The sequence below is a fragment of the Bacillus inaquosorum genome (genome assembly GCF_023238325.1).
Classification (GTDB): domain Bacteria; phylum Bacillota; class Bacilli; order Bacillales; family Bacillaceae; genus Bacillus; species Bacillus inaquosorum.
In genome coordinates this window covers 2,128,697-2,155,152 of sequence record NZ_CP096592.1, presented here as the reverse complement: position 1 = coordinate 2,155,152, position 26,456 = coordinate 2,128,697, and the positions used below count along the sequence as shown (strand labels likewise).

Annotated in this window: 20 protein-coding genes and 9 pseudogenes; 19 read left to right on the top strand and 10 right to left on the bottom strand. The window is 37.7% G+C overall.

All coding sequences use genetic code 11. From position 1 onward, the window contains the following. Nucleotides 1–165: 165 nt before the first annotated feature. The gene (locus M1M80_RS10445; RefSeq protein WP_060398780.1) at nt 166–1,182 is read right to left on the bottom strand and encodes a hypothetical protein; all 1,017 of its coding nucleotides are present in this window, start codon (nt 1,180–1,182) and stop codon (nt 166–168) included. Between the two features lie 674 nt (nt 1,183–1,856). Between M1M80_RS10445 and M1M80_RS10440 the strand changes: the two genes are divergently transcribed. Next, nucleotides 1,857–2,597, top strand: a complete 741-nt coding sequence (locus tag M1M80_RS10440) for a tyrosine-type recombinase/integrase (RefSeq protein ID WP_248596942.1) — start codon at nt 1,857–1,859, stop codon at nt 2,595–2,597. Nucleotides 2,598–3,318: 721 nt separating this feature from the next. After that, nucleotides 3,319–3,702, top strand: a pseudogene (locus tag M1M80_RS10435) (hypothetical protein). A gap of 65 nt (nt 3,703–3,767) precedes the next feature. Here M1M80_RS10435 and M1M80_RS10430 read toward each other — a convergent pair. Continuing rightward, nucleotides 3,768–4,362: pseudogene (locus M1M80_RS10430) on the bottom strand (ATP-dependent DNA ligase); the annotation flags it as partial. Between the two features lie 293 nt (nt 4,363–4,655). Here M1M80_RS10430 and xynA point away from each other — a divergent pair. After that, nucleotides 4,656–5,297 (top strand): endo-1,4-beta-xylanase XynA, encoded by a 642-nt coding sequence (gene xynA, locus M1M80_RS10425; RefSeq protein ID WP_060398779.1) that lies wholly within the window; start codon nt 4,656–4,658, stop codon nt 5,295–5,297. 385 nt (nt 5,298–5,682) lie between these two features. Continuing rightward, nucleotides 5,683–5,866 (top strand): annotated as a pseudogene (adhP, locus tag M1M80_RS10420) (alcohol dehydrogenase AdhP); the annotation flags it as partial. A 159-nt stretch (nt 5,867–6,025) separates the two neighbouring features. Here adhP and M1M80_RS10415 read toward each other — a convergent pair. Then, nucleotides 6,026–7,462: a flavin monoamine oxidase family protein gene (locus M1M80_RS10415; RefSeq protein WP_134980950.1), complete on the bottom strand. Its 1,437-nt coding sequence runs from the start codon at nt 7,460–7,462 to the stop codon at nt 6,026–6,028. 143 nt (nt 7,463–7,605) lie between these two features. Between M1M80_RS10415 and M1M80_RS10410 the strand changes: the two genes are divergently transcribed. After that, nucleotides 7,606–8,160 carry an SMI1/KNR4 family protein gene (locus M1M80_RS10410; RefSeq protein ID WP_060398777.1) on the top strand — a complete coding sequence of 185 codons (555 nt, stop codon included), beginning with the start codon at nt 7,606–7,608 and terminating at the stop codon, nt 8,158–8,160. Nucleotides 8,161–8,252: 92 nt separating this feature from the next. Continuing rightward, nucleotides 8,253–8,410: pseudogene (locus M1M80_RS10405) on the top strand (T7SS effector LXG polymorphic toxin); the annotation flags it as partial. Between the two features lie 67 nt (nt 8,411–8,477). On the opposite strand, the gene M1M80_RS10400 reads toward M1M80_RS10405, so the two are convergent. Continuing rightward, a complete protein-coding gene (locus tag M1M80_RS10400) occupies nt 8,478–8,828 on the bottom strand; it encodes a DUF2200 domain-containing protein (RefSeq protein WP_060398776.1) in 351 nt (116 codons plus the stop codon). 100 nt (nt 8,829–8,928) lie between these two features. Here M1M80_RS10400 and M1M80_RS10395 point away from each other — a divergent pair. From M1M80_RS10395 to M1M80_RS10375, 6 genes and pseudogenes are all read left to right on the top strand, one after another. Further along, nucleotides 8,929–9,255 (top strand): annotated as a pseudogene (locus tag M1M80_RS10395) (hypothetical protein). A 475-nt stretch (nt 9,256–9,730) separates the two neighbouring features. Continuing rightward, a complete protein-coding gene (ppsA, locus tag M1M80_RS10390; RefSeq protein ID WP_060398775.1) occupies nt 9,731–12,343 on the top strand; it encodes a phosphoenolpyruvate synthase in 2,613 nt (870 codons plus the stop codon). Between the two features lie 309 nt (nt 12,344–12,652). After that, nucleotides 12,653–13,165 carry a GNAT family N-acetyltransferase gene (locus M1M80_RS10385; RefSeq protein WP_060398774.1) on the top strand — a complete coding sequence of 171 codons (513 nt, stop codon included), beginning with the start codon at nt 12,653–12,655 and terminating at the stop codon, nt 13,163–13,165. Nucleotides 13,166–13,871: 706 nt separating this feature from the next. Continuing rightward, nucleotides 13,872–13,974 (top strand): annotated as a pseudogene (locus M1M80_RS21690) (PEP-utilizing enzyme); the annotation flags it as partial. Between the two features lie 1,226 nt (nt 13,975–15,200). Continuing rightward, the gene (locus M1M80_RS10380; RefSeq protein WP_003241828.1) at nt 15,201–15,821 is read left to right on the top strand and encodes a lytic polysaccharide monooxygenase auxiliary activity family 9 protein; all 621 of its coding nucleotides are present in this window, start codon (nt 15,201–15,203) and stop codon (nt 15,819–15,821) included. 171 nt (nt 15,822–15,992) lie between these two features. Continuing rightward, nucleotides 15,993–16,247: pseudogene (locus M1M80_RS10375) on the top strand (SMI1/KNR4 family protein); the annotation flags it as partial. Between the two features lie 53 nt (nt 16,248–16,300). Here the strand turns inward: M1M80_RS10375 and bla are convergent. Continuing rightward, the gene (gene bla / locus M1M80_RS10370; protein WP_080429103.1) at nt 16,301–17,224 is read right to left on the bottom strand and encodes a class A beta-lactamase; all 924 of its coding nucleotides are present in this window, start codon (nt 17,222–17,224) and stop codon (nt 16,301–16,303) included. A gap of 180 nt (nt 17,225–17,404) precedes the next feature. Here bla and M1M80_RS21685 point away from each other — a divergent pair. The 4 genes and pseudogenes from M1M80_RS21685 to M1M80_RS10355 form a co-directional block, all read left to right on the top strand. Further along, nucleotides 17,405–17,482 (top strand): annotated as a pseudogene (locus M1M80_RS21685) (nucleotide-binding domain-containing protein); the annotation flags it as partial. A gap of 101 nt (nt 17,483–17,583) precedes the next feature. Next, nucleotides 17,584–18,216: a type 1 glutamine amidotransferase family protein gene (locus tag M1M80_RS10365; RefSeq protein ID WP_060398771.1), complete on the top strand. Its 633-nt coding sequence runs from the start codon at nt 17,584–17,586 to the stop codon at nt 18,214–18,216. Between the two features lie 270 nt (nt 18,217–18,486). Further along, a complete protein-coding gene (locus M1M80_RS10360; RefSeq protein WP_060398770.1) occupies nt 18,487–19,392 on the top strand; it encodes a CPBP family intramembrane glutamic endopeptidase in 906 nt (301 codons plus the stop codon). 329 nt (nt 19,393–19,721) lie between these two features. Next, nucleotides 19,722–20,174, top strand: coding sequence for a YoqH family protein (locus M1M80_RS10355; protein ID WP_019258613.1), 453 nt, complete (start codon nt 19,722–19,724; stop codon nt 20,172–20,174). 182 nt (nt 20,175–20,356) lie between these two features. On the opposite strand, the gene M1M80_RS21680 is transcribed toward M1M80_RS10355, so the two are convergent. Beyond that, on the bottom strand, nt 20,357–20,587 hold the full coding sequence (locus M1M80_RS21680; protein ID WP_019258611.1) for a membrane protein: 231 nt from the start codon (nt 20,585–20,587) through the stop codon (nt 20,357–20,359). Between the two features lie 344 nt (nt 20,588–20,931). Further along, a complete protein-coding gene (locus tag M1M80_RS10350; protein ID WP_060398769.1) occupies nt 20,932–21,810 on the bottom strand; it encodes a DMT family transporter in 879 nt (292 codons plus the stop codon). Between the two features lie 101 nt (nt 21,811–21,911). On the opposite strand from M1M80_RS10350, the gene M1M80_RS10345 reads away from it, so the two are divergent. Further along, a complete protein-coding gene (locus M1M80_RS10345) occupies nt 21,912–22,784 on the top strand; it encodes a LysR family transcriptional regulator (protein WP_060398768.1) in 873 nt (290 codons plus the stop codon). A 171-nt stretch (nt 22,785–22,955) separates the two neighbouring features. Here the strand turns inward: M1M80_RS10345 and M1M80_RS10340 are convergent, their stop codons facing one another. From M1M80_RS10340 to M1M80_RS10330, 3 genes and pseudogenes are all read right to left on the bottom strand, one after another. After that, the gene (locus M1M80_RS10340; RefSeq protein WP_060398767.1) at nt 22,956–23,729 is read right to left on the bottom strand and encodes a DUF817 domain-containing protein; all 774 of its coding nucleotides are present in this window, start codon (nt 23,727–23,729) and stop codon (nt 22,956–22,958) included. Between the two features lie 91 nt (nt 23,730–23,820). Beyond that, nucleotides 23,821–24,077: pseudogene (locus M1M80_RS10335) on the bottom strand (helix-turn-helix domain-containing protein). A 10-nt stretch (nt 24,078–24,087) separates the two neighbouring features. Next, on the bottom strand, nt 24,088–24,570 hold the full coding sequence (locus M1M80_RS10330; protein ID WP_060398766.1) for a DUF2975 domain-containing protein: 483 nt from the start codon (nt 24,568–24,570) through the stop codon (nt 24,088–24,090). A 371-nt stretch (nt 24,571–24,941) separates the two neighbouring features. On the opposite strand from M1M80_RS10330, the gene M1M80_RS10325 reads away from it, so the two are divergent. Together M1M80_RS10325 and M1M80_RS10320 are read left to right on the top strand one after the other, a co-directional pair. Next, complete coding sequence (locus M1M80_RS10325) at nt 24,942–25,853, top strand: VanW family protein (protein ID WP_060398765.1); 912 nt, start codon at nt 24,942–24,944, stop codon at nt 25,851–25,853. A 103-nt stretch (nt 25,854–25,956) separates the two neighbouring features. Next, entirely contained in the window at nt 25,957–26,451 is a 495-nt protein-coding gene (locus M1M80_RS10320; RefSeq protein ID WP_060398764.1) for a hypothetical protein, read from the top strand. Nucleotides 26,452–26,456: the final 5 nt, after the last annotated feature.

Genomic DNA, 26,456 nt, shown 5'->3' with positions numbered 1-26,456 from the left:
TAATTGAAGAGATAAATATAAAAAGTATTAAGGGGATACAAAGGGGTGATTAGAGAGCGAGGGAGCCCTCTAATCACTATGGCTGGTTGGAGCCAATAATAAAATTTTAGAATATCTATTTTTATAACTTGCATGATTAGTTTACTTGATATTTATACTCTGTTTTTAGTCGATAATATCAAACTTAACGTTCCCATAGTTACCACCTGGCAACATATACTTGATATGTTGATCTGCTGGAATAGACATAACCCAATATTTAATCGCACTAGTGTGGTTGATACTAGTAGTACGATACCAACCTGTAGAGGATGTCCAAAGAACTAGTTGCCCTGCAGCTCGTGGATCTTTTTCATTAAGATAAGGAGTAATTTTTAATCTCTTGCCAGCGGCGTTTTTCAACTGTAAGTCATAAAGCACACCATAGTTACCATCAAGATTGGATTTTCCAATGTAACTAATTGGAGTATCATATTCATTTTGGTTCCCAACCCAACTGTACGAGGACAAATAGAAGGTATTATTATAGAATATGTTTCCATCAACAGTTGCGTAACGCTTCCAAGTTGGGAAAACTCCAGATACTTTTTGGTAATCCGAAGTTGTTTGTTTAGGTAAACCAAAAATGCTATTTACATTATAATTAGAGGTCTTCATATAAAAGATACGTGCCTTCATGTTGCTTGCAGTAGGAACAAAACTAACTTTACCATCGACTATATAAGGTGCCGTAACATCTTTAGATAATAAAACCACTGTTTGTCCAGCTGGAATAGTAATGTACTGATCATTGGTGCTGTTACCAAAATCTCTTGTAGTAAGCGTAGCGGTATCTAAAGTTTGCGAACCGGCATTTACTGCCTTTCCTAAGACTCTTACTTGAGCAGATTTTGTATTATTATTTTTAATGGCAATACCAAAAGTAAGATTTGTTGATGCATTGTTGTGATGGTAAAACTCAGCAGTGTATTCATTGTTTGCGGATAAAGAATGTTCTACTGTGTATTTGCCATAAGGACTACTTGACACTTCAGAACCTAGAATCGTTTCAACATTGTTTGAATAAAGATAGTTACCTCCACTCTTAGTAAAATTAAGCTGATAAGTTGTTGCAGATGCTGGGATAATAGCAACTGTAGATGCCATAAACAGGCTAAATATAAGTAATACAATTTTTTTCATTTAAAATCTCCTCCTTGTGAATTTTTCACAAGTTAATTGTAACTTATTATCTAATTGTGTCAATATAATCCATCTAAAATGGGAAATGTTAACTACTAATCTCCTGTTATCTTCACTGGGAAACTAGCCTAACTCACTTTAATTTAATACACAAATACCCTCAAATGTTCTATAATAGTTTATAACGGTACTTAGAGAGGGAGAAGCTCAAAACGAAGTTATTTAATTAAAAGCATCTTTTTAATAAAATAAACAAGATAATAAGACTAGATAAAAATACAATATGGACTTGTTGGACTTTAAAATAAGAATCTCCCGTCTCAATTAACAGACAGGAGATTTTTTATATTTACCTACCATGTGTAATAAACAAGAGTACCTTTCACCGATTTTGGTGCTAGGTATATATGAAACTAATTGTATGCGATATTGAGAGCGCATGTATCTTCTTTGTTACCAGCATTATAGCTTGCTGCAACTGTTTCCCACTCTTTCCTGTGTTTTTATTCAAATATTGAAGTGATACATTGATAGTTTGGTTATCCCAAAACTCAGAACTAGGTTTAGTAGTTACATTTACTTTAGCTCTATCTGCGTTAAATTCCTTAGTGTAAAAAGCATTTGAACCTTTAAGTTCATAATTTATTGGCGCACTAGTGAAACCAGACGGTCTAATGACATTTGTGAATTCAGATGGTTTAGTCTCGCTCATTGCAAAGGCAGGTGAAGACAAAACAACTAACAAACAGATGGCACATAAAGCAGATGCAAAAGACGATAAAACAGGAACATATTATTTTGTTTATTCAGGTGGAACGCATCCAATAACAAAAAAGAGGATTCAGCGTAAAAGAAAAGGGATTAAGACTTATAAAGAAGCTCAAGAGGTACTTAAACAGGTGATTCTTGAGGTTGAAGAAGAAAAGAACTACTTACCGGAGATATCTGAATCATTTGGAACGTATGCCGAATCCTGGTTAGAATCAAAAAGAGTGAAACTTAGACCAAGTACATTTAACAACTATAGAGAGATACTTCAATACAATGTTCTTCCTTATTTATCGAAATACAAATTCGATGAGATCACAGAGGAAGTATTGCAGCAACACATAAACACACTCCACTTTGAGCCTAAAGTATCAGCTGACACAGTAAGAAGAGCAGTACAGGTAACCAGAAGCATATTCAAAAAGGCATCACGAAGAAGAAAAATTGATATGGCCATCTTTGATGAATTGAACTTACCAAGAGAAAAGAGCATAGTGGAGACTTGGACTCCTGAAGAAATTAAACGTTTCCTGGATACTTCAAAACTTAAACGCCCATCAAGACATTACATTGCTTATGAAATATCCATTAAGACTGGTTTGAGAATGGGTGAGGTACTGGGGTTAGAATGGAAGAGTATTAACTGAGAAAAACGGTATATCACAATACGCCAAACATTATGTAGGATAGATGATAAAGGTAACTATGGGTTAGAACCAGAAGTTAAAACAGTTAACTCATACAGAAACGTTAATATACCTGAGTCACTATGTGAAAGCTTACGGAAACATAAAAGGTTGGTTGAGCAGGACACAAGAAAGAAGCAGGAACTAAATACAATGATCTAGACTTAGTGGTATGTACGAAAATGGGGGATTGGTTGCTGCCATGTAATTGGAGAAGGGGATTTCACTCAATACGTAAACAGCTGGGATTACCTAAAATTAAACCTCATGCATTAAGACACACATGCTACTTATTTAATCAGTATTGGTGTGAGTCCAAAAATAGTACAAGAGAGGTTAGGGCATTCAGATATTAAGCAAACATTAGGAACATAGAGTCACGCTCTTCCATCAATGCAATTAGAAGCAGCAGATAAGATGGATTTGTTATTAAAATCGTGACCTTACCTGTGACCTGACAGAAATAAAAAAGCGATGAGCTACGCTGTGTAAGGCTTTGTAGTACCTCTTTTACCATGCCACATTCGTGTGTGCCGCAAAGGGCATGTACATCGGCTTACACAATTCAGCTCATCGCTATATGAATATAGCATGGCGGCTGAAGGAATGCAAGGGTAACTTTTTAATTGTGAGTGAAATAGTTATAAAAACTATATTACCAAATCAAGAGCAAATAAAATGCATGAATGATATTAACGACCTGATAAAGCTTATCGGAAGCATTGATATACGTATTTTCTTTTGTAAGTCAAAGGATCGTGTAGCTTATTTCAGATTTAAAACAAAGCTGTTCTTCGTTGATGATTACACAGGGGAAGACGTTTAGCCATACCAATTAGGCTATAGAGCAAATGGGTTTTCACATGGCGGTAATATGTGGGAGCTAATCAATAGCTTTAGACATTTCATCACCCACAGGGAAATCCGGTGAATTAAGAGATTATAAAGAAATTTGGGCTTACAGCTATGAGGGATGTATGAAAACCCGTCAGAAGGCAAAAGAAATAGGTTTATAAAGACTGTCGATTATCCCTATAGCTTCGATGAATGGATGAAAACTAATTGATCCATGTACTAGATTTTCATTCAACTTTAAAGGGTTTTGCACTAAGGAGTTATGTAACGGAGAGATTATACTCTCCAGGATTCGAAGGAAGGGATGCGGAGTTTACCATGTTTAGTCTTAAATCTGTGCTTAACTTTACATAAGATAGGATCAATAAATACATATTCGTCAGATTCAGACTTTACTTGTTTCATAGAGTGGAACTTAGTTCGCTCTGCATGTGGCATAAATTCCATAAACCCAGCTGCAGTTCCATCAGGATAAGACAGATTATCCTTTTTGGTATAGCCGGTTATGAGAACTTCAGTGTAATCATAATTGATCACTTTCAGCCAATTATTTGAACGTTTATTAATTTCATAAGAGGAGTCAGATTTCTTGAGTACGATTCCCTCTAAGTTCATTTCTTTGACCAGATTGAAGTAAGCGAGTCCGTTACCTTGTATTCCTTCGATAACACAAACATTTGGATGATTCAGTTCAAGTGAGTTCAGAACTGTCTTACGCACAGTGAGCGGCTTAGAAGCAATTGACTGACCGTCTTTGTAGATAACATCGAAGACACAGTAAACAATCTTATGAGCTGATTTTTTGGACATGAAACGTTTCAAAGTCAGGAGCACCACCTGAAGCAGCTACAATGACTTCACAATCTCTAATGTATATCTCCTTTATACGAAATGGTTTTAATGGGGATTAATTACAGATATTACTCCATCAAGAATTGTGATTCTACGAAAAAAGGATCAGACTGGCGGGACAAGACTACTTATAATGTAATTTTTAGGTATTTATAATTAAATTACAAATATTCTCAATATTTATTCTTGAATTCGTGGTATTATATTGAAGGGGACGATCAAAAGCTTTGGCGTTAGTAATTAAGAATGTTTTAAATATATACGAGTGCTACCTCAAGTTAAAGTCAGAAAAAATATTATAGGAGGTAACATATGTTTAAGTTTAAAAAGAATTTCTTAGTTGGATTAACGGCAGCTTTAATGAGTATTAGCTTGTTTTCGTCAACCGCTTCTGCAGCTAGCACAGACTACTGGCAAAATTGGACTGATGGGGGCGGAATAGTAAACGCTGTCAATGGGTCTGGCGGGAATTACAGTGTTAATTGGTCTAATACCGGAAATTTCGTTGTTGGTAAAGGTTGGACTACAGGTTCGCCATTTAGGACAATAAACTATAATGCAGGAGTTTGGGCGCCGAATGGCAATGGATATTTGACTTTATATGGTTGGACGAGATCTCCTCTCATAGAATATTATGTAGTGGATTCATGGGGTACTTATAGACCTACTGGAACGTATAAAGGTACTGTAAACAGTGATGGGGGTACATATGACATATATACAACTACACGTTATAACGCACCTTCTATTGATGGCCCAAGCACTACTTTTACGCAGTACTGGAGTGTTCGCCAGTCGAAGAGACCAACTGGAAGCAACGCTACAATCACTTTCAGCAATCATGTTAACGCATGGAAGAGTCATGGAATGAATCTGGGTAGTAATTGGTCTTACCAAGTTTTAGCGACAGAGGGATATCAAAGTAGTGGAAGTTCTAACGTAACAGTGTGGTAACAGATCATCTTTAATCAGGGGTAGCTAACGGGCTGCTGATCGTTCCATGAGAAATTTTATAATCATTGTTATTGTGAGTTACTAAGAGGCGACGGTCTTTTAGTTGGAATCCCAATATATGCCTCGGGTATAGTAAATGATTATTAAAATCGTTAGTAATGGTTAAAGGTCGTTTTCTGCTAGGCGAACGGCCTTGGCATTGCTGGAGGTAGGGTATTCTCCATCAGGTTTTAAAACTTACCCTATAAAATGAGAATGCTATCAATTTTTTGTTTAATAGCGGTATTTTTTTGTAGTCAGCGCTTGCTCTCAACAGATACCTTCACATAATCCTTCTTCATCTAACAATTTAATGCACCTCTTAGCCTCAATACTTTAGCTGCAGATTCAAGTAGTAGGTTCTATTAGTAGGTACTAGAGAAGACCTGAAGGAAGCTTTCCGATTTGCTACAGACGGTAAGGTTGTACCTAAAGTGACAAAGCGTCCAATCCAAGATGTTAATGATATATTTGATGAAATGGAACAAGGCAAAGTTACCGGCCGTATGGTTATAGATTTTACTGAGTAATAGATAAAAAATAAGAGAGTCCTAGATTATTAAGGCTGTCGATTCATTATCGGCAGCCTTTGGTCTTCATTCTTTTTAAAATGAAGAGCTCTTTGAAGGCCTCCTCGTTCCTTCAAGATTCTTGATTCAATCAGCTTTATCACAAGATGCCAGCCTGATTTAAGGTAAACGATTGACTTCATAAGCGGCACGTATTCCTGATTCAATCGCGCCTTGCATCCACGCATGAGTGAGTGAGACATGTTCTCCAGCGAAATGAATTCTTCCCTCAGGGACAGGGATATAAGGATAAAGCTCTAATTCTTGTCCTGGTTCGAAAGCTGTAAAGGCCCCCGCAGAATAAGGGTTCTGACTCCAGCTAAAAGAGGCGCCGGACACAAATTCAGACCATACAATATCGCCATATATTTCAGATAAATTGAGTAAAGTATACTGAATACGCTCATCTTCTGAAAGACTGTCCCACATCAGTGCCTCATCTGCCCATGTATAACTCGCCAGAACAACAGCATGTCCATTTGCTCCAATACCAGTGCTTGGATAATACGAAAATCGAATCGGAAGATCAGTAATTGATTTACCGCCGCGTTGCCCGGCTTTTTCCCAAAATCGGCTTTTAAACTCTATGCCGATTTTTGTTGCGCTTATATAGTTTAGTTCGCGGATTGCCCTCCGTTTATAGTAAGAAAAAGAATGGTATGGTTCGACTTTTACAAATCGCAATGTTGAAAAAGGAATAGTTATAATAGCAAGATCAGCTGTGAACGCTACATGTTCTGCTGTTTGTTGATGCTGACAATGGATCGTAACGCTGTTCTCATTTTGAGAAATTTTCATCATTTTTTGATGGTATAGAATATTTGTTTTTAATTGAGGAAGAAACGCATGAGGAAGTCGATCCATGCCGCCTGTTATCTCATAGAAGTGAGATGGCGATGTAAAAAAGATTGATTCCCGTAACGCTTCAACAAGGGACATACCCATATACGCTTCCATATCCAAAAGTACACCAATCATATCGATTGCTCCATATGAAAAGAAAGTGTTTAAGAATGAGCTTAACGATTCATTCTTGTATTGTTTTTCAACAATCCGCCAATTTCTTGCAGGATCTTGATTAATAAAATTTAATATTGGCTGCAATACAGAAAGCATTAGCTCTTCAGCCGATTTCCCTTGTTCGTTCGGTGCAACAGGGTATCTTAATATTTGAGGATTTCGTTCGAAAATATGGAGACGTGTTAGGATTCCATTCGTATAAATGATGTCCATTGGGGTTCTGTTGATAAATACATTTGTTGGCAGACTGAATTTTTTTATATATTCTAAGGTTAGCAAATGGTTATTCGGTATGCGCATCGGACCAACGTTCAAGTACAAACCATCACTAAAGGGAGATCTCAAAGTGCAGACACGGCCGCCAGCTCTGCCGCTCGCTTCAAGAATCGTCACTCTGTGACCGGCATTTTTTAGCAAAGATGCTGATACAAGCCCGGCCAATCCAGCTCCCACAACAATAATATGCTTTGGATGATGCGATGCGCTAAGGCCATTTCTAATAATCTTCATCATGTCTTCATTCATTAGAGAATTCACTTTTGGGAGGCACCTCTTTTTTGAATTTATTGCATTATATTCAATGAAAAGGGCGTCTATCACGATCTGTTCATATCTTTTGGAATTTGTATGCCAAAAGGGATATTTATTCTCGTTACAAGAATAATAATGGGGTGATGTATTTGGCTAACTTTGTTCATAAGACAGTAAACGGTTTGAAAAGTCTCTTAGATGAAAAAGGAGCCATTAAATTGTTTTGTTCTGAGGGAGATATCATGGAGTGCCTTGTTACATTTTCACCGAACAAAGCAACCCTTAAGGAAGTTCAAAACTTTGAGGTTAAGTACCAGCTTACACTTCCAGATGATTATCAAAAGTTTATTACACTACATAATGGTGCAAAAATTTTTGAGATTCTTGCTGATAGGGAGAATATAGGTGGAGGACTTCATTTATTTAGCCTTGAAGAGATTGAAGAAGAATTAAAATATGAGGATTTGTTTGAAGGCATCAATGGTATCCCAATTGGTCACTTATTAGAAGGTTGCCATTTGATGATCGACAAAGGTAAATTGGATAAAGGTGATCCCAACTACCTCTTTATATTTGAAATAGGTGAGTATACACCATTAAATTTAAACTTTGAGATATTTCTAGACCGGTATATACTCTCCAATGGAGAAGCTTTTTGGGAATGGCGCTATTATACCGCAGAAAATTATTATAGAACAAGATAGTGCGATGTATAAGACAGTCAGATTTGGCTGTCTTTTTCTGTTATTGATGATTGTGGTAAAATTTACATAGAATAGGCTGGAAGGAGAATGATATGAAGGTATTTGAAGCTGAATCTTTACTCTCTGAAGCGGATAAAAAGAACCAAAGAGTATAAGGAACTAAGGTCACAAATGGTTACGCTCAGAAAAGCATTTAAAGCTGTAGCTGACCAGGATGACAGTGGGTGCTGACAACATCAAAGCATTTTTCAGATTATTGCCGATTCAATAATAAAACACCTTCATTTATATTTTATATACGGAATTCGTTTTAATTATTATTTCCGCAAAATCTTCTCCATCGCTTTTCCCTTTGCTAACTCATCGATCAGTTTATCCAAATAACGAATTTCCTGCATAGTTGGTTCTTCGATGTCTTCCACTCGGACACCGCAGACCACACCTTTGATCAAAGCTCGTGAAGGATTCAGTTGGGGGGCTTCCGCAAAGAAGGTCTCAAAGTCTGCCTGTTTTTCCAGTTGCGCTTCTAACTCTTCCTGGCTATATCCTGTCAACCAACGGATGATTTCATCGACTTCTGTTTTCATACGTCCTTTTTTCTCCACCTTCGTAACATAAAGGGGATAGACCCTTGCGACACTCATTGTATAGATCTGATGTTTTGTCATGATACATCCTCACTTGTATGGTTTTCTTTAATATATCACGAAACATATTAAGTACAAACAAAGTAGCCGTTTGCAGACGTCTTGAAAGAGAGTGAACAAGGTGATTAGCACAGCTAATTATGATATCACTAAAGATCCAAAATTCTTAGCATTTTGCAGATTGGCTAGGGGAAATAACACAGCTCCTAGTAGATCCATTGGTTTTAGTGAATTCTGTGAAAAACTTAAAAAGCTCACTTGACCTAAATAAGTCTTTAGATTATTGGATATCGAGATTGAATGGTGGAGGCAGCCTTTCTGTAATGGATTCGCAGGTATTAGATATTATCAAAAAAGCTTAGGTATGGTTAACAAAGATAATAGGTTGTTGCGGAACGAAGCGAAAACAATACCTAGTATAAAAATTGGATGTTGTTTTGATTATTGATCATCTTTTTCTTGTAAATACTTTTATTGCTCTTTCTCTAGAATAAAGTTCCTATAAGGGATCGGGACTTATTACTCGTAATAAGTATATCCAGGCTATGTATTTTAATCACTATGAGTCTCAAATAACTCGAAGTTCCGTATACAAAAACTAAGTCGGAATATTAATTTATAAATAAGGACTCAACTAACAAAGCAAGTTAGTTCAAAAGAACCCAACTTCAGGATTTCCTTAGGGGATTATGCAGTAACGGAGTCGGCGCGAACCAAGTTTTTTAATGTGATTAATGGTAGCAGGAAATTAAGAAAGAACCTGGTAAAATTACTCAGGTTCTTTTTATATTGCACAAAAACAGACACGCTGATATAATCAGACTACGTCTGTTTCCTTATAAAGCACATAGATATCCATTATATATTTTAATTATATCATGCTGGGAAGCTCTTGTCAATTTCTTTTGAAGGGGAGATGTAGAATGAGTTCAGTGGTTCTCGGTTTTCAGGAAATGGAAAAAACACAGCTTATGGTTGTTGGCGGAAAAGGGTTAAATTTGGGAGAATTATCAAAAATTGAAGGGATCCAAGTACCCGAAGGATTTTGTGTTACAACCGTGGGGTTTCAAAAAGCCATCGAACAAAACGAAACGTATCATGCTTTGTTGGATCAGCTAACCATGTTAAAAGTAGAAGATCGAGATCAAATCGCTGAAATCAGCGGGAAGATTCGGGAAATCCTTATAAAAGCGGAAATTCCTTCCGATGTTGTGAAAGCAGTTGCTTACAATATCTCCCGGTTTGGGGAAGAACATGCTTATGCAGTGCGTTCTAGTGCGACTGCTGAAGATTTACCACATGCCTCTTTTGCCGGTCAACAAGATACCTATTTAAATATCATCGGCGTCGATGCCATCTTGCAGCATATCAGCAAATGCTGGGCTTCCCTATTTACGGATCGCGCGGTGATCTACCGTATGCAAAATGGATTTGACCACAGCCAGGTTTATTTATCCGTTATCGTTCAAAGGATGGTTTTCCCGCAGACTTCGGGGATTTTATTTACCGCTGATCCAATTACTTGCAACCGAAAGGTGTTATCCATCGATGCCAGTTTTGGACTTGGTGAAGCACTGGTCTCTGGCTTGGCATCTGCCGATTGTTATAAAGTACAGGATGGGCAAATCGTCGATAAGAGGATAGCAGCCAAAAAATTGGCTATCTATGGACGAAAAGAAGGCGGAACAGAAATAGAACAGATCGATCCTGATCAGCAAAAGACCCAAACACTGACTGATGAACAAATTTTACAACTGGCATGCATCGGAAGACAGATCGAAGCTCATTTCGGCCAGCCGCAAGATATCGAATGGTGTTTGGTTGACGATACTTTTTATATTGTCCAGAGTCGGCCAATCACGACTTTATATCCGATCCCTGAAGCGAATGATCAGGAAAATCACGTCTATATCTCTGTCGGTCATCAACAAATGATGACGGATCCCATAAAACCACTGGGATTGTCTTTTTTTCTGTTGACGACTTCTGCACCTATGCGTAAAGCTGGTGGAAGGTTATTTGTTGATGTCACACATAATCTGGCATCACCTGAGAGCAGAGAATTTTTATTAAATGGCATGGGACAACACGATCCGCTCTTAAAAGACGCACTTATGACCATCGTAGAGCGAGACTTTATAAAATCATTACCAAATGATCAAAAAGAACAGAGTCCCGGTAAAAGTAATAAAAGTATGTCGTCTGCGGGATCTCAAGTACTAATCGAAAACGACCCCACCATCGTTTCTGATCTGATTAAGCGCAGTCAAATATCGACAGAAGAGTTAAAACAAGACATCCAAATTAAATCAGGATCCGATTTATTTGATTTTATCTTGGAAGATATTCAGCAATTAAAGAAGATTTTGTTTGACCCGCAAAGTTCGGCTGTGATTATGGCTGCTATGAATGCTTCAACATGGATCAATGAAAAAATGAACGAATGGTTGGGTGAAAAAAACGCAGCAGATACGCTTTCTCAATCTGTCCCCAACAATATTACTTCGGAAATGGGTCTGGCGCTATTAGATGTCGCAGATGTGATTCGTCCTTATCCGGAAGTCATTGATTATTTACAACATGTAAAAGATGATCACTTTTTAGATGAACTTCTTAAGTTGGATGGTGGACAGGAAACCCGAGACGCTATCTATGATTATCTCAGCAAATACGGAATGCGATGTGTCGGGGAAATCGATATTTCTAGAACTCGTTGGAGCGAGAAACCTATTACACTTGTCCCGTTGATTCTGGGCAACATCAAAAACTTTAAGCCTAATGCCAGCCATCGGAAATTTGAGCAAGGGCGACAGGAAGCTTTACAAAAAGAGCTAGAGTTATTAGATCGATTGAAGCAATTACCGGATGGTGATCAAAAAGCCAAAGAAACAAAACGGATGATCGACCTGATCCGAAATTTTAGCGGTTACCGGGAATATCCAAAATACGGCATGGTTCATCGCTACTTCGTTTATAAGCAGGCTTTACTGAAAGAAGCCGAACGTCTCGTACAAGCGGGCGTTATTCATGAAAAAGAAGATATATTCGATCTTACGTTTGAAGAACTTCACGAAGCCGTACGTACAAATCAACTGGATTACCAGATCATCAGCAAACGAAAAGACGAGTACAAGTTATACGAAAAACTAACACCACCACGTGTTATCACGTCTGAAGGTGAAATCATTGTAGGTCAGTACAAACGAGAAAATCTCCCATCCGAAGCCATTGTAGGTCTACCCGTTTCGTCCGGAGTTATAGAGGGACGAGCACGTGTCATCTTAAACATGGAAGATGCTGTTCTAGAAGAGGGAGATATCTTAGTGACCTCCTTTACTGATCCTAGCTGGACACCGTTGTTTGTATCCATAAAAGGCCTAGTCACCGAAGTTGGTGGATTAATGACTCATGGAGCAGTTATAGCGCGTGAATATGGCTTACCAGCAGTTGTTGGAGTTGAAAATGCTACCCGACTGATAAAAGATGGGCAACGAATTCGTGTTCATGGAACAGAAGGCTACATTGAAATATTATAATGGCTGATGTGTGTAGCGAGCCATCAGATATTCCCCCCCATATGCCCCTAACTAGGAGTTGCAGGCTGATGGAATTAGCATAGGAAGATTAATATTATCTTAAAAACGAAAAACCCCTCCCCAATAAAGAAAAGGGTGGGGTTTTATTAAGGTGAATCATATTCCGTTGCCTGTTCACTATCAGAAATTTCTTGAGTTGTTCAAGTAAGGAGCCATATTGTTGAATAAGGATAGTAATTAAAGAGGTTATTGTTGTCTTAATATCGAAATAAAGATTGGGTTTAAGTATTTTTGATGGGAGTTACTTTAATGCATATAACAACAAAAAGGTTACTGATACGTGAATTTGAATTCAAAGATTGGCAAGCTGTATATGAGTATACATCAGATATTAATGTGATGAAGTATATACCAGAAGGGGTTTTTACTGAAGAAGATGCAAAAGAATTTGTAATTGAAAACAAAGGTGATAACGCTGAAAAATTTCCAGTAGTACTAATAGATGAAGGTTGTCTTATAGGGCATATTGTTTTTTTAAAGTATTTTGGTGAACATACATATGAGATTGGATGGGTGTTTAATCCAAAATATCAAAATAGAGGGTATGCTTCTGAAGCAGCACAAGCTATCTTGGAATATGGTTTTAAAGAAATGAACTTACATAGGATTATAGCTACGTGTCAACCTGAGAATATTCCATCATACCGAGTTATGGAGAAAATTGGAATGAGAAGAGAAGGCTTTTTTAAAAAATGTATTCCCAAAGGCAATGAATGGTGGGATGAATATTATTACGCTATTTTAAAAGAAGAGTGGAAATGATCTTTTAAAAATTTTTAAGTCTTACTTCTTCAACAAAAGGTTCTTTTATTGAATACAGCAACATTGGCGATACAAACAAAATATCACCATAATAAAGCAATATGGTAGTGGTACTTAATCGGATTCAATGAGCTCTGGCGAATTGTTTTTAGGTGAGTTCACTAATCAAGGTATATGGATGATCCAGAGGACATGAGATTTTCGAGGTAATTAATGCTTTAAAGCCATTTCAGATTATGATCTCTTTTTTTTCAAATAATGAAGCATTCGCAGCATTAAAAAACACATCAAAGAAGAGGGTGGAAAATAATCTAATGAAACTGCCCATCAGAGACTTACTTAATTGATATTAAAAATAAGCCAAGGATGATTCAATTAGTTAAGATCGGCTTTTATGTAAACGTTGAATCGTTACTAGATACAATTTACTTTACCATTACTCAATTCGCTTATGACGCATTCTTTGTGGGAGCTCTCGAGGAATAAATTAGCCCTTATAAACTGACATATGGCGTTGCTACCACGAGAAGGTTAAGTACACTAATCAGGGGTTCACAGCTTGTGCGGGGACAATGCAAAGTATGTTTGAGGCAACTGTGAAAGAGCCAGATGTAATTACATCAGAAATTAAATACATATAATTTTTTAATCACGAAGGGTACATATAAAATCGTCCGGTATAACGCCATGCCCTGAGGATTTTTAATACGATCTCCCAGCCGTCGTCGGGAGTAGAGAACGCATCGGAAGAAATCAAAGATGGCCAGAGGATCAGGGTGAATGGTGCGGTAAGATTATGTGAAATTCTATATCTTGATGAATGGATTTTAAGTTCAGCTGCAATGTCAAATAGAACATGCACCCATGATTTTGCAGAATAAAAATCCACTAGGCAACCACCCAATTATACAGAGACAATCACCTAAAAAGGGTATAGATAAGTATAATATTGGAAACTGAAAAAGGAGTTGAACATGTTGTATTATTACCCGTCTTTCCATTTGTATCAGCGACAAGAATATAATCCTTATCCATGGACTTATCCAGGAAGCTCCCCCTATGTATATGAACGACCTCCCTTTTTTAATTCTCCATGTTACAGAGAGTGTATAAGAAGCGGAGCGGATAGTTATTTCTGCTGCTATATCTGCGGTTTCTGTTAAAAAGAAAGACTTATAGAAGTATCAAAGCATCTTGTCTTTTGCATTCAGCGGAAATTGATAGTAAAAGAGCGCAATGATAAACGGTTGCATTTTTCTTATGATTGGTTTTATAAATGTCCCGGATGATAGCCATTTAAATTTTGGGAAGGTCGGGATATTTGCTGAGTATTTCTTTCATTTCTTCTATAAATAATGCTAATCTTTCATCAAAAATTTTCCGCATAAAATAATATAAAACTATTATTTTATTTCGAATTCGAAAAGACTTGTTAAGTTTTCCTCTCCATTGCAAACCCGAAAAACAATGTTATAGGATTTTCTTAGTTTATGTTGTAATTATATTGGAGGTATACCGTCTTAGTTTTTAAAAGTTTGAGCAGTTAGAAGCTTTTAAGAAAGATTCAGCAACTAGAAGATAGAGTTATTAAGTACGAATAATCTGGAATGGTGGTATATGTCCATATATTGAGAGATGAAGCGCATCTGCAGCAGAAAGCAGAGCGCTTTTTTTAATGAGGAATCTCAATAAAAACAACAATTTTAATCAGAAAATAAGGTGAGGTCAAATAAAGTGTAAACAATGTGAAAAGCGGATCTCAACGAAAATGGGGTTAAATGATATTAGAGATGATAAGTGTTTTATAGAGTTGCCAAAAGATCAAAAAGAGATTGATAAAGTGTTCGGTATCTGTGACTGAAATGGAAAGCTGTATGCAAAGAGTGTTTGTCAATAAGCTGAAGAACAAAGAAGCCGGGGAACATGAAGTTCTTTAAACGTCAACAAAAATAAAGAAGGAGATTACCTCACATGTAATGAATTATTATAGTAGGAAAGAGAAAAATTTTACAATAAAGGGAGGAATGAGGTAGTAATGAAGGGTTTTATCAAAGGTGCTGTTCTAACTGCTGTTCTAGGTGTTGGTGCTACTTTATTTGCAGGTGATGTATCTGCACACGGGTATATAAAAGAACCTGCTAGTCGAGCGTATATGGGATCATTAGAAAAACAAATAATTGGTTGGACGGCAGCTACTCAGAAATATGGTTCCGTAGTTGATAATCCTCAATCGGTAGAAGGACCAAAAGGGTTTCCGTCCGCGGGTCCACCAGATGGGAAAATTGCATCAGCCAATGGAGGCTCGGGTCAAATTGATTTTGGGTTAGACAGGCAGACTGCAGATCATTGGGTAAAACAAAACATACGTGGGGGTCTAAACACCTTTACTTGGCACTATACTGCTCCTCACGCAACATCAAAGTGGCACTATTATATAACCAAGAAAGATTGGAATCCAAACAAACCTTTAACAAGGGATGAGTTTGAGTTAATTGGAACTGTAGATCACGATGGTTCAAAGGCTGATACTAATCTATCTCATAAGATTTATGTACCAACTGATCGCAGTGGTTATCATGTTATTCTAGGGGTGTGGGATGTTGCGGATACCTCTAATGCCTTTTATAACGTAATTGATGTAAACCTAATACGATGATATTGAACCTCTACAGTTTTAATAGCTAACAACAGTTATGACTATACGGAAAAAGCGATAAGTGTATCAGGTAAGCCATCACCAGCTAGTGAAGTGTTGACTGTAGCAACGAAGGGAAATTAACGGAACCGGGAGAACACAGAGTGTTTGAGTATGGAAGTTACAGAATCATTACTTAGCACAGAAGGAATTATTGATTACAATGGAGTTCAAGATTTCCCCGAGGGATACGTCCTAATTGGATATCATTATGATGGAAGATATGTCATTGACACAAACAAAAAAGGATTAGGTTATATGTTATATCTAGATTCAATTGATGATATTGAAGATGCGGTTAACTTAGATTCCAATTTTGAGATATGGTTTGACACGTTAGTGTCTTTAAACGGGACGAAATATTGGGAAGTGAGTCCGAATAACTAAGAGTATTATAAACTAGTTTTCAGAATAAGAAGACTCCAAAAAGGAGTCTTCATCTACGATTTGAGATCGTTAAGGACGACTTTTGCAGCCTCAGCAATAAGAGCATTATCATAATGAGCATCTTTCGTAAACCGGTTTGATAGGATTGCCAAAATAATAGGAGCTCTATTAGGCGGCCAAACGATAGCAATGTCATTTCGTGTTCCGTAACTTCCGGCTCCAGATTTATCGCCGACTTCCCACCCTATAGGAGCGCCTGCCCGAATCAGTTCGTCACCAGTAGCGTTCCCCCGCATCCAATCAGTTAAGATCGTGCGCTTATCAGTCGTGAGAGTGTTATCCACAGTGAAAGCTTTAAGGTCGGTTGCTAGTGCTTTTGCGGTGCTTGTGTCACGAATATCCCCAGGAACTGCAGAGTTTAGATCCGTCTCGAATCGATTAGCCTTGGTTACATGATCCCCAATCTGTTTCAGTGACTTTTCGAAACCTTTAGGGCCGCCAAGTTGTTGCAACAATATGTTCCCAGCAGTATTATCGCTATAACGGATAGCAGCTTCTGAGATTTCCTTCAGGCTCATGCCTGTATCTACGTGTTTTTCTGTGATTGGAGAATATGTAACAAGATCGTCTTTGCTGTAGTGGATGACTTCATTAAGTTTTTCAATTGAGTTTTTCTTCAGGACAGCAGCTGCGGCTAGAACTTTATAGGTTGATGCGTAAGCAAACCGTTCATTCGGCCGATAGGCGATAGTCTTGTTTGTACCTGTGTCAATTGCATAAACGCCAAGCCTGGCATCAAATTTTTTCTCAAGTTGAACAAATTTTTTAATAGTTATACGGTTTGTCATTTTTGTGTCTTCTATGGCTTTTGCTTCAGCATGCGTTGATCCGTCAAAGGGTTTGAAACCAGTAAGGCTTAAACATAAAAGTCCAATACATATTCCAAGTTTTAATGTCGCTTTATTTTTCAAATTAATCAAGGCCTCCTAATTCAATTGATTTTGTATTCACCTTCTATTCATACCACAAAAATAGGAGTAAAATCGATATATTTCTATGAAATGTTCCTCATGACAGTTAGTTTAACAAAACTCTTTTCATTCATTTCGTTTTCTTATTTTTAATATGTTAAAAGAACTAGGGTAACGAGGAACAAGAAAATAGAAAACACCAATTTTAAAGGTAAACATTATGTGAAATGTTACATCATTGATAATAGGTTAGGTGTAGCATGAGATTTGATAATGTTCCTATTGCCACCCATATGTCATTATTTAAAAGGATGGGCACGAAGTCATTCTAATGAGCTTTATCAATTGGGATTGGAGTGTTATGAGTGAAAACAAAAAAAGTTTATCTTTATGTATTTCATACAATGTCAGACTGGGAATATGGATATTTGATTGCTGAACTAAACTCAGGGAGATATTTCAAAAAAGATGTAGCCCCTTTAAAAGTAGTTACAGTAGGAGTTAATAAAGAAATGATTACGACAATGGGAGGGCTCAGCATAAAACCAGATATGTCCCTTGATGAGTGTACGCTTGAGAGTAAAGATCTCTTAATTTTACCCGGAGGGAATACTTGGGGAGAAGATACTCATCAACCGATCTTGAAAAAAGTTGGTAAAGCTTTAGAGCTTGGCACGATTGTTGCTGCCATTTGTGGTGCAACCCAAGGCCTCGCGAATTATGGATACTTAGATTCTAGAAAGCATACAAGCAATGACTTAGAGTATATGAAAATGGTCTGTCCTACTTATAAAGGAGAAAAATTATATGAGAAGGGACCTGCAGTATCTGATGAAAATTTGGTTACTGCATCAGGAATAGCTCCCCTGGAATTTGCGATGGAAGTATTGAAAAAATTAGATGTATTTGCACCGGATACATTGCATTCATGGTATAAGCTAAATAAGACCCATAAACCTGAATATTTCTTCGAGTTAATGAATACAATAAATGAATAGAATCATTGCCAAATGCCCCTGAACTTATGGGGCATTTTTTTATTATAGTTTTTAAATAACCTGGAATGTTGTTATATGTCCTTTTATTAGGAAATCATATAATAGCAGATCGCTTTTTATGCTGAATTTAATCAGAAGGAAGTAGGGTGATGCAGAAATTTGAAACAATAACTGCATCTGGAACGTATCGAGATAATAAAGTTTAAATATAAGTTGCACAATTTGCTTTTTTGTTTAGTGCTTATATAAAGATGTGAAAGGGGTATCCAAATGCACCTTCATCATACCCAAAGCGGAAAACAAAACAATCATCCAAAATGGTTGGTAACTATCTTGCTCAGCTGGGGAACGTTGGTTTTTGCTTTGTTTTTTGCTACATTAATAGGTTCAATGGTCCGCCAAGCAGGAGCTTCCAAGCTTTTGCAGCAAGGTATCCAAGCAGGTTTAGTGACATTAATGACTGTCCCGTTGCTCTACATTCTTCTTAAGCGGTTTTCTAGTAGACCATTCTACTCTATCGGACTGTCTGGGTGGCGGCAAGCCATTCCGAAAGTCACTATGGGAGCAATGTATGTGATTATTCTATCCGGATCCGGATTCACTATTGCCCATTTATTGGGCTGGATCAAAGTTGCACAATTTCACTTCTCTGCCCATTTGGTTACAGTATTGCTCTTAAACATGATTATCGCTTTCTTTTATGAAGCTTTTCCAGAGGAATTAACTTTTCGTGGGACGGTGTACAATGCTCTAAACAGGCGGTTTAACTGTTTCATAACTTTACTCCTTCAGCCGATCCTGTTTGTGCTTTCACCGTTAACTGTAAGTGGTTTGCAATATATAGCAGGAATTGAATCACCTGCTATCACATTAGATTACATTGTTTTATTGTTGTCTTTTGGATTCATCCTTCAACTTCTGCGCATTGTAACAGGAAGCTTATGGACGTCTATAGCCTTTCATCTAGCCTTTCTCGAAAATTCTCGGTTCTTCGTCCTGCAGGGGGATGAACGCTTTATTACCTATGAAGAAATTGTGCCGGGTACAGGAGCGTTGTTTGTGATCTTTTTTATGTTGCTTATTGTCGGTACTCTGCTATTAATACCTGCAGTAATAGCTCGCCGAAATACTATTCAAAGGCACAACAAGAATAAGAGAGATGACCAAGATGTTTAATTATTTGAGATTGACTCAGTTCTAATCCTTCCGAATTTAATCAACTAGACTATGTTTATAAAATGATAATGAAGTATGGTGTGTAAAAGATGAAAATTCGTAATGCATGATGCAGGTGAGTTATGAACCGGAATCGATATATTAACAGAATACAAAGTGCCAAGCAGTTTTGAACTTATTGAAGATGATGAAGTCGAAATAATTGTTAAAAGAAAATAAATGGATTTGTACATAAACAAAATAATGGATAAAGTCTGTGAACATCGAGCTACTGAATAATCAATCCAGAAATAAGGGAAATTAACTAAAAAAATTGTGAGGGATATCCAGTGAAACGATTTATTTTAGTTATATCCTTATTGTCTGCTGTTGTTGCTTATCCAACTCAAGTAAATGCTAATTCAATGCCTTGTAGTGTAATACTGGAACCGGTGGATCAAAACCTTAAAAATGCAAAAGGTGTGGCATTAATCTATAAGGTGCAATTAAATCCACCGAGTGCTGCCAGAACGAATATAAGCATTCTTGCTGTCCACCTTCCCGAACCATCTTCTTATGGAAATTACGACAGTTATGAAGGATTTGCTTCTAAACCCGGTGAAATTAGTTGGCGGTTTAAACTTTATCCTACTCCTGAGGAAGAGAGCCCTAGTTGGGCGGGAAGATTTGACTTAATTACAGCCGAAATGAAGAATGTTAAAGTTCAAGTACGTCTTTCTCATTCTAGAACTCAAAAGTTGGGGCCAAGTGTACTAACGAGTAATATTGAATCTTGTAATTAGAAGTTACTTGAGGACGCAACCGTGTAAAACAAACTTGGAATGAAGTGAATGATTAAATCGATTATTTTGCCTGAAGAGAATGCAAAAATAACTTTTGAAAAACCGATAAGCGAAGAATCGATAATGAGCATTGTCGCTGCGGTAATGTATTGGTTCTGGGACTCCACATTCCTTTGTTTAACTTAAATCACGTATTTTACAACGTTCACAACAAGTATAAAGGCCGCTGATCCGAACAACAAATACCCTGACCTTGTTTGTTTATTTGAAAGTGATTCCACTCCCACTAAAACAAAGAGAAGTGCAACTAATACTTGGAGAGAAACCAAGAGGAATTCACTTTGACTATATAGAGAATACACACATAGTATCAAAGCTGCACATGAAATAAAAATTTTTGAAGCTTTAAGCAAAGAACCACTCCTAATGAAGTTTTTATTAAACCTTAACACGTTACATTCTTTTATTGGAGAGGCAAAGGGATCAAGATAAAGAAGTATTTTAAATAAATTTAAAACAAAAAGAGCATTAATTTACATGCTCTTTTTCATTTTCCCTGCATCAGATCCGACCGTCTTATTTGCTCAAGCCGGGTTCCTGATTGAAGCTGTATGAAATAGTTTCAAATTATTTTTTGAATTGATGTATTTGTCGTTTTCGGTTTTATGAAAAACGTTGTATAAAAATCTTTCATTTTCTCTAAAGGCTTTGGCAAATTGTTATTACTAAATATCACTCACGAGAAATGTATATGCATTCACACTTTCTGACGTGAAAATTTAAATGTATTCATAAAGATGCCGCAGCATATCAGCATTGCGCCGATGATGATGTTTATGGTGATCTGTTCGTGCAATTGCAGCCATCCAAAGAATAGAGCCAATACGGGAACGAACATTAGTGCCATGGATGCTTTTGACGCTTCGATTTGATTGAGCACCCAAAACCATACGACAAATGTAAAGCCGGTAGAAAGCAAACCATTAAACACCAATGACCATACCGCCTGATATGTCCACTTGGCTGAATGGACCGGTTCCAATATAAAGGAGAAAACCAATAACATGACGGCTCCCATCAGAAGATGCCAGGCATTCATATGAATGATATCGATATGCTTGAATTGAAGCTTGCTAAACACATTCGCGATTCCCCAGCTAAGCGCTGCTGCAAGGACGCATAGTTCTCCAAATAAAGCGCTTTGATCGACATGCAGCATTTCTTTTCCAAATATAAATAAAAGTCCGAAGAAGCCGCTTATCAGCCCGATCGTTTTATACACATTCATTTTTTCGTTTAATGTAAAATGGCTGATCACCGTAACAAATATAGGCATCGTATACACCAAAACAGAGGTTTTTCCTGAATCAACAAATTGCATTCCATACGTTAAGATCCCCATATAGCCCAGACCCATTAGCAGGCTCATGATGATATAGCTTTTGACATGTGCTTTTCCTATTGAAAGTTTCTTTCTTTGAATGAAGAGAATGAGGAATAAAGGAACCGCCCCGATGAACAGGCGCAAAGCCGAAAACAAAAACGGGGGGATGTCATGTATTCCTACTTTCATCGCTACCCAAGTATAGCCCCAAATAAGTGTGACAGATATAATTCCCAGCATGACTTTTACCATTATAAAGCCGCCTTTCTTGTTTAAATATTCGTGCTGGTTTCTATCATATGTTACATTTATATATAACTGAAATACATTTTTATTATCGGGGGTATAACCAAATGGTTATGAACATGAACCATCTTCACATATTTGTAAAAGTCGGGGAGAAATTGAATATTACAGAAGCGGCAAAAGAATTGTTCATCTCTCAGCCAGCGGTTAGCAAAGCGATTAAAAATCTGGAAAGCTCGCTGCAGCTGAAATTATTGATCAGAGATAAACATCATGGTTTAATGCTGACTGATGTCGGAAAGGAAATTTTGCTGCTGGCGAGGCAAATGAAGGGGATTGAAAGCAAAATATATCAAGTAGCCAACCGGGAAAACAAGCTGTTAAGCGGGAAGGTGAAAATCGGTTCATTTCCTGCTGTTTCAACAATTATCATGCCTCAGGCGATTGCGGCATTCAGATCAAACTACCCGCTGATCCGCATAGAATGGGTCGAAGGGACCTCTGATCAAATCAAAGGATGGGTCGAGGATCGGACGGTTGATATTGGGGTCGCAGCATCTCCATTTGAACCGTTTGACCATCAACTATTGTGCAAAGACTATATGGTGGCTGTCATCCCGCCGCAATATGACGAATTAAAACAGGAAAAGCATGTCGACCTCAAAACATATCAAGATCACCTTATTTTTTGCAAAGGCGGTCATGAAATTGCGATGTCAAACACGTTTCAGCAACACAACATTGAATTAAAGGAAAACTTAACTGTGCAAAATGCCGAAACCTTGATCAATATGGTTAAAAACAACTTGGGCATAGGCATTATTTCAAACTTTACACTGTCATCTGTCCCGCATCAATTGATCAAAAAAGACATCTTTCCGCGGATCACCCGCGATATTGGCGTTATCGCGCATTCATTTGATGAAATAACGCCGGCGGCGCAAGAGTTTATCAAGGTCTTGAAAGCAGACGTGATTTAAATCCGTACACAAAAAAACATAAGGCGATCAATCATAGAAAAAAGCAATAATTCGAACGTTGCTTTTTCCTTTGTGCGCTAGGAGAGCTTCAACCTGAAAAAGTCTTGACCCTGCCATTCGCAGGACCAAGACTTTTTAAAAAGGGTTTTAACAGTTATGAAAATTGGCAGTTTATGCCTTTATGGGATTCTGTTCCTTTACTTGTTTTAACGTTGCAACTATAAGAAAGCTAACAATCACTAATAAAAGCCATGAACTCACCTTTCCTAGATGAACGAGACTCCATGCATCGGTTTGGTTTGGATATGTCCAAGCCCCGAAAAAGGTTGCGATATTTTCGGCTATCCATATAAAAAATCCGATGAGCACAAAAGAAAGTGCAAGCGGCATACGGTAGCGAGTTCCATTCACCTCGTATATGACCCATGATTGCCAAAAGACAATGATGACAAGTCCAGATAACCACCAGCGAATGTCAATCGAATAATGGTGGGTGAAAAAATTCAAATAAATCGCAGCCGCAAGCGGTACAACTAGAAAAAACGGCGGCCACTTGACCAGTTCAACATTAAGCCTTCTCCACGCCTGGCATAGATAACTGGCTACACTTGCGTACATGAAGCCGCTATATAAAGGCACCCCAAACATTTTGGAATATCCTTCTTCTGGATAAGACCAGGAGCCCATATGCACTTTGAAAAGTTCAAGAGCAAGTCCAATTAGGTGAAACAAGGTAATCACTTTTAATTCATCCCGTGTCTCAAGACCGGAACGCACCATCCACAACTGCATGAGAACGCAGATGATGAGCAGCCAGTCATACCGCGGCAAGAAGGGAAGAGGGATGATTTGTGTAATAGCCAAAGAGGCAAAAATAACGACAGGAAACAAACATGAAAGGGCCTGTTCCCAACCAAAACGAACGAGTTGTTTTAGGGCTCTCATGATGTGTGCCTCCAAAGTTTTTTTCTGGATATATGTAAGGCACGCTTAGATGGACATAGGGTTACGTCCATAGGATCACCGCCAAATCACTTTATTTTTCTTTTGATGATAAATATTTTTTCTTTATGAATCCTGTGTGTCTTCTTCATTTCGGTATTCCAGAATATCTCCTGGCTGACATTCTAAAGCCTTGCAAATCGCTTCTAAGGTTGATAATCGAATGGCCTTTGCTTTTCCGTTTTTCAATATAGAAAGATTAGCCATCGTTATGCCAACCCTCTCCGAAAGCTCTGTTACGCTCATTTTCCTTTTAGCAAGCATCACATCAATATTGATAATAATTGCCATGTTCATCACCTCAGACCGTTAAGTCATTTTCTGATTTTATATCAATCGCTTCTTTTAAAAGTTTTTGAAGAACAGCAGCAAAGACTGCTATCACCATTGAAGCAAAAATAATGACCAATCCGATGCCAATGATACCCGGGGCGTCGTCTACCTCGGCCATGAGATAAAAGAATGGCATGCCTGCCGCAAACAAGATACTGATAGTGACCGCACAGTATTTAATATTCTTTAAAGCTCTTACAGAAATTTTAGAGAAAGCTTTGTTCTTGTCGATATAGCTTAAAAGCTTAAACGCTTGATAAAGAGCAAAGTAAAAAGGTATCGCCGCTCCATACAAAAAGATGAAAACGAGATATTGTATATAAGCCATATTTGGAAATAATTCTGCTGTATAATTGGCTATCCTAGGCACCACAAAAATGCACAAAGCAAGAATCGGAATTCCAATTAGAATAACAGCAATCTTTAAAAAGAGTGTTGACACTCGATTCATAAAAAGCACCTCACTTATTTATTGTCAAATTGAATTTAACACACGATTTATCGTTTTACAATAAAAAAATATTGAAAAGGATTATTTTATTGTTGTTATAAAATGATCTTTTTATTTTAGACAGTCACAAAAAGGCATCCTCATGCGAGGGAGATGCTCTATCATTTTAAACTTGTTCAACGATTTAAACCGTGTGTTTCAGTGAGCTCGGGGAATTGATGTGAACACTTAAAGATATAGCTCTCTATGAGGGTTTTTTTATTGCTTAAAAATAAGTAAATCAGCATCTAAATATTCAAACAAACGATGGGAAGAAATACATCAAAGGATAAGCTGCTGTTCATACTAATGGTCGGGAGGTAAACCGACTTATGATACAAATTTGGATCACTGGCCTATTATTATTGGCTCAGCCGAGCGAACAGCCTGACAGCTTAACGATCACACAAGAGGGACGGACGATTGCCACTGTTAACCGTGAAAACTTTACGATGCCTCTTCCCGGTACGCCGCTGATTGACCATGAAAAGTACCGTAAGTTCATCTTGCAGCTCGATCAGCAAATTTACCGTGAGCCGATAAATGCTGCAGTTAACGATCAGGGGAGCATCACCCCGGGCAGGGTTGGTTACAAACTGTATCAACAGGCGTTTATGGAAAAGTTTTATGCTTATTTCTATGGTCAAGGCCCCTCCAAGGTAGAAGTACCTGAATTGAATATTTATCCGAAAGTTGACAGCGAATTGCTTGCTCACATCAGTACGCAGAAGCTCGGTCAGTACGTAACTTATTTTAATTCGAGCAATGAAAGCCGTTCCCACAATATTTCACTTTCTGCTAAAGCAATTGACAACCATGTTGTTTTTCCTAATGAGACGTTTTCATTTAATCAAGTTGTTGGAATGAGAACACGGGACAAAGGCTATAAGAGTGCGCCCATTATCGTTAAAGGTGAGTTATCTGAAGGCGTGGGCGGAGGAATTTGTCAGGTATCATCAACACTATTTAATGCTGTTGATCGTGCGGGGCTGCGAATTGTTCAGCGCTATTCTCATACAAGAAGCGTGCCATATGTTCCTCCCGGACGTGATGCTACAGTAAGCTGGGGAGGTCCGGACTTTCTCTTTCAAAACCAATATAATCAACCAATACTCATTCGGGCAAAACGGCGTGGGGGGAGTATGGTTGTTACGCTCTACTCTTCTGATGTGATCAATAACAAACTGCGAAAAGTTCCTAAAGCACCATCTCAGATACCGAAAGAAATAAATGACGAGCGGTAAGGCACATACCCTTAGATGGTTAAGAGCTTGTAAACTGCTCAACATCATGTCTAAGACACACTTTTATTGAAAAGCGAATGAAAAAGAAAGAAGGGATAAAAAAGTGAAAAGGGTATTCTTTTCCTTATGTGTTTTAATATTTGGATTTACCTTTGTTCAATCAAAAGCGCAAGCCCTGACTTTTACGGTGTTGCCCATTACACAAAAAACAGACCAGTGGTCAGTAAAAGTAAGTGAAGCAAAGAATGTAAAGGAATTTGCGAGCCCTCAAAACGGGGAATATAAAGTATATTCCTTGGAAGTCAAAAACATAGGGGAAAAAGCAGCTACAGTGGATGTGCAACTGTATAGAAATGACCCTGATTCAATCACAAGGTTTTCACTTTTTGGTTGTCCTGATGAAAATTGTATAAAACAAAAAGAAGATTCTAAAACGTTAGCTGACAGTTTAAACGATGGTTCGCCGCTGAGGTTCAAGCATTTTATGCTGGCAGATAAGGCTTCTGAATTAGAAGTTGATATTATTTGGACACAAAAGGGGAAAGAAGGACGCCACTTAAAACAAACCTTTAAATTTACTGAAGATGGCGTTAATTAGGCTTT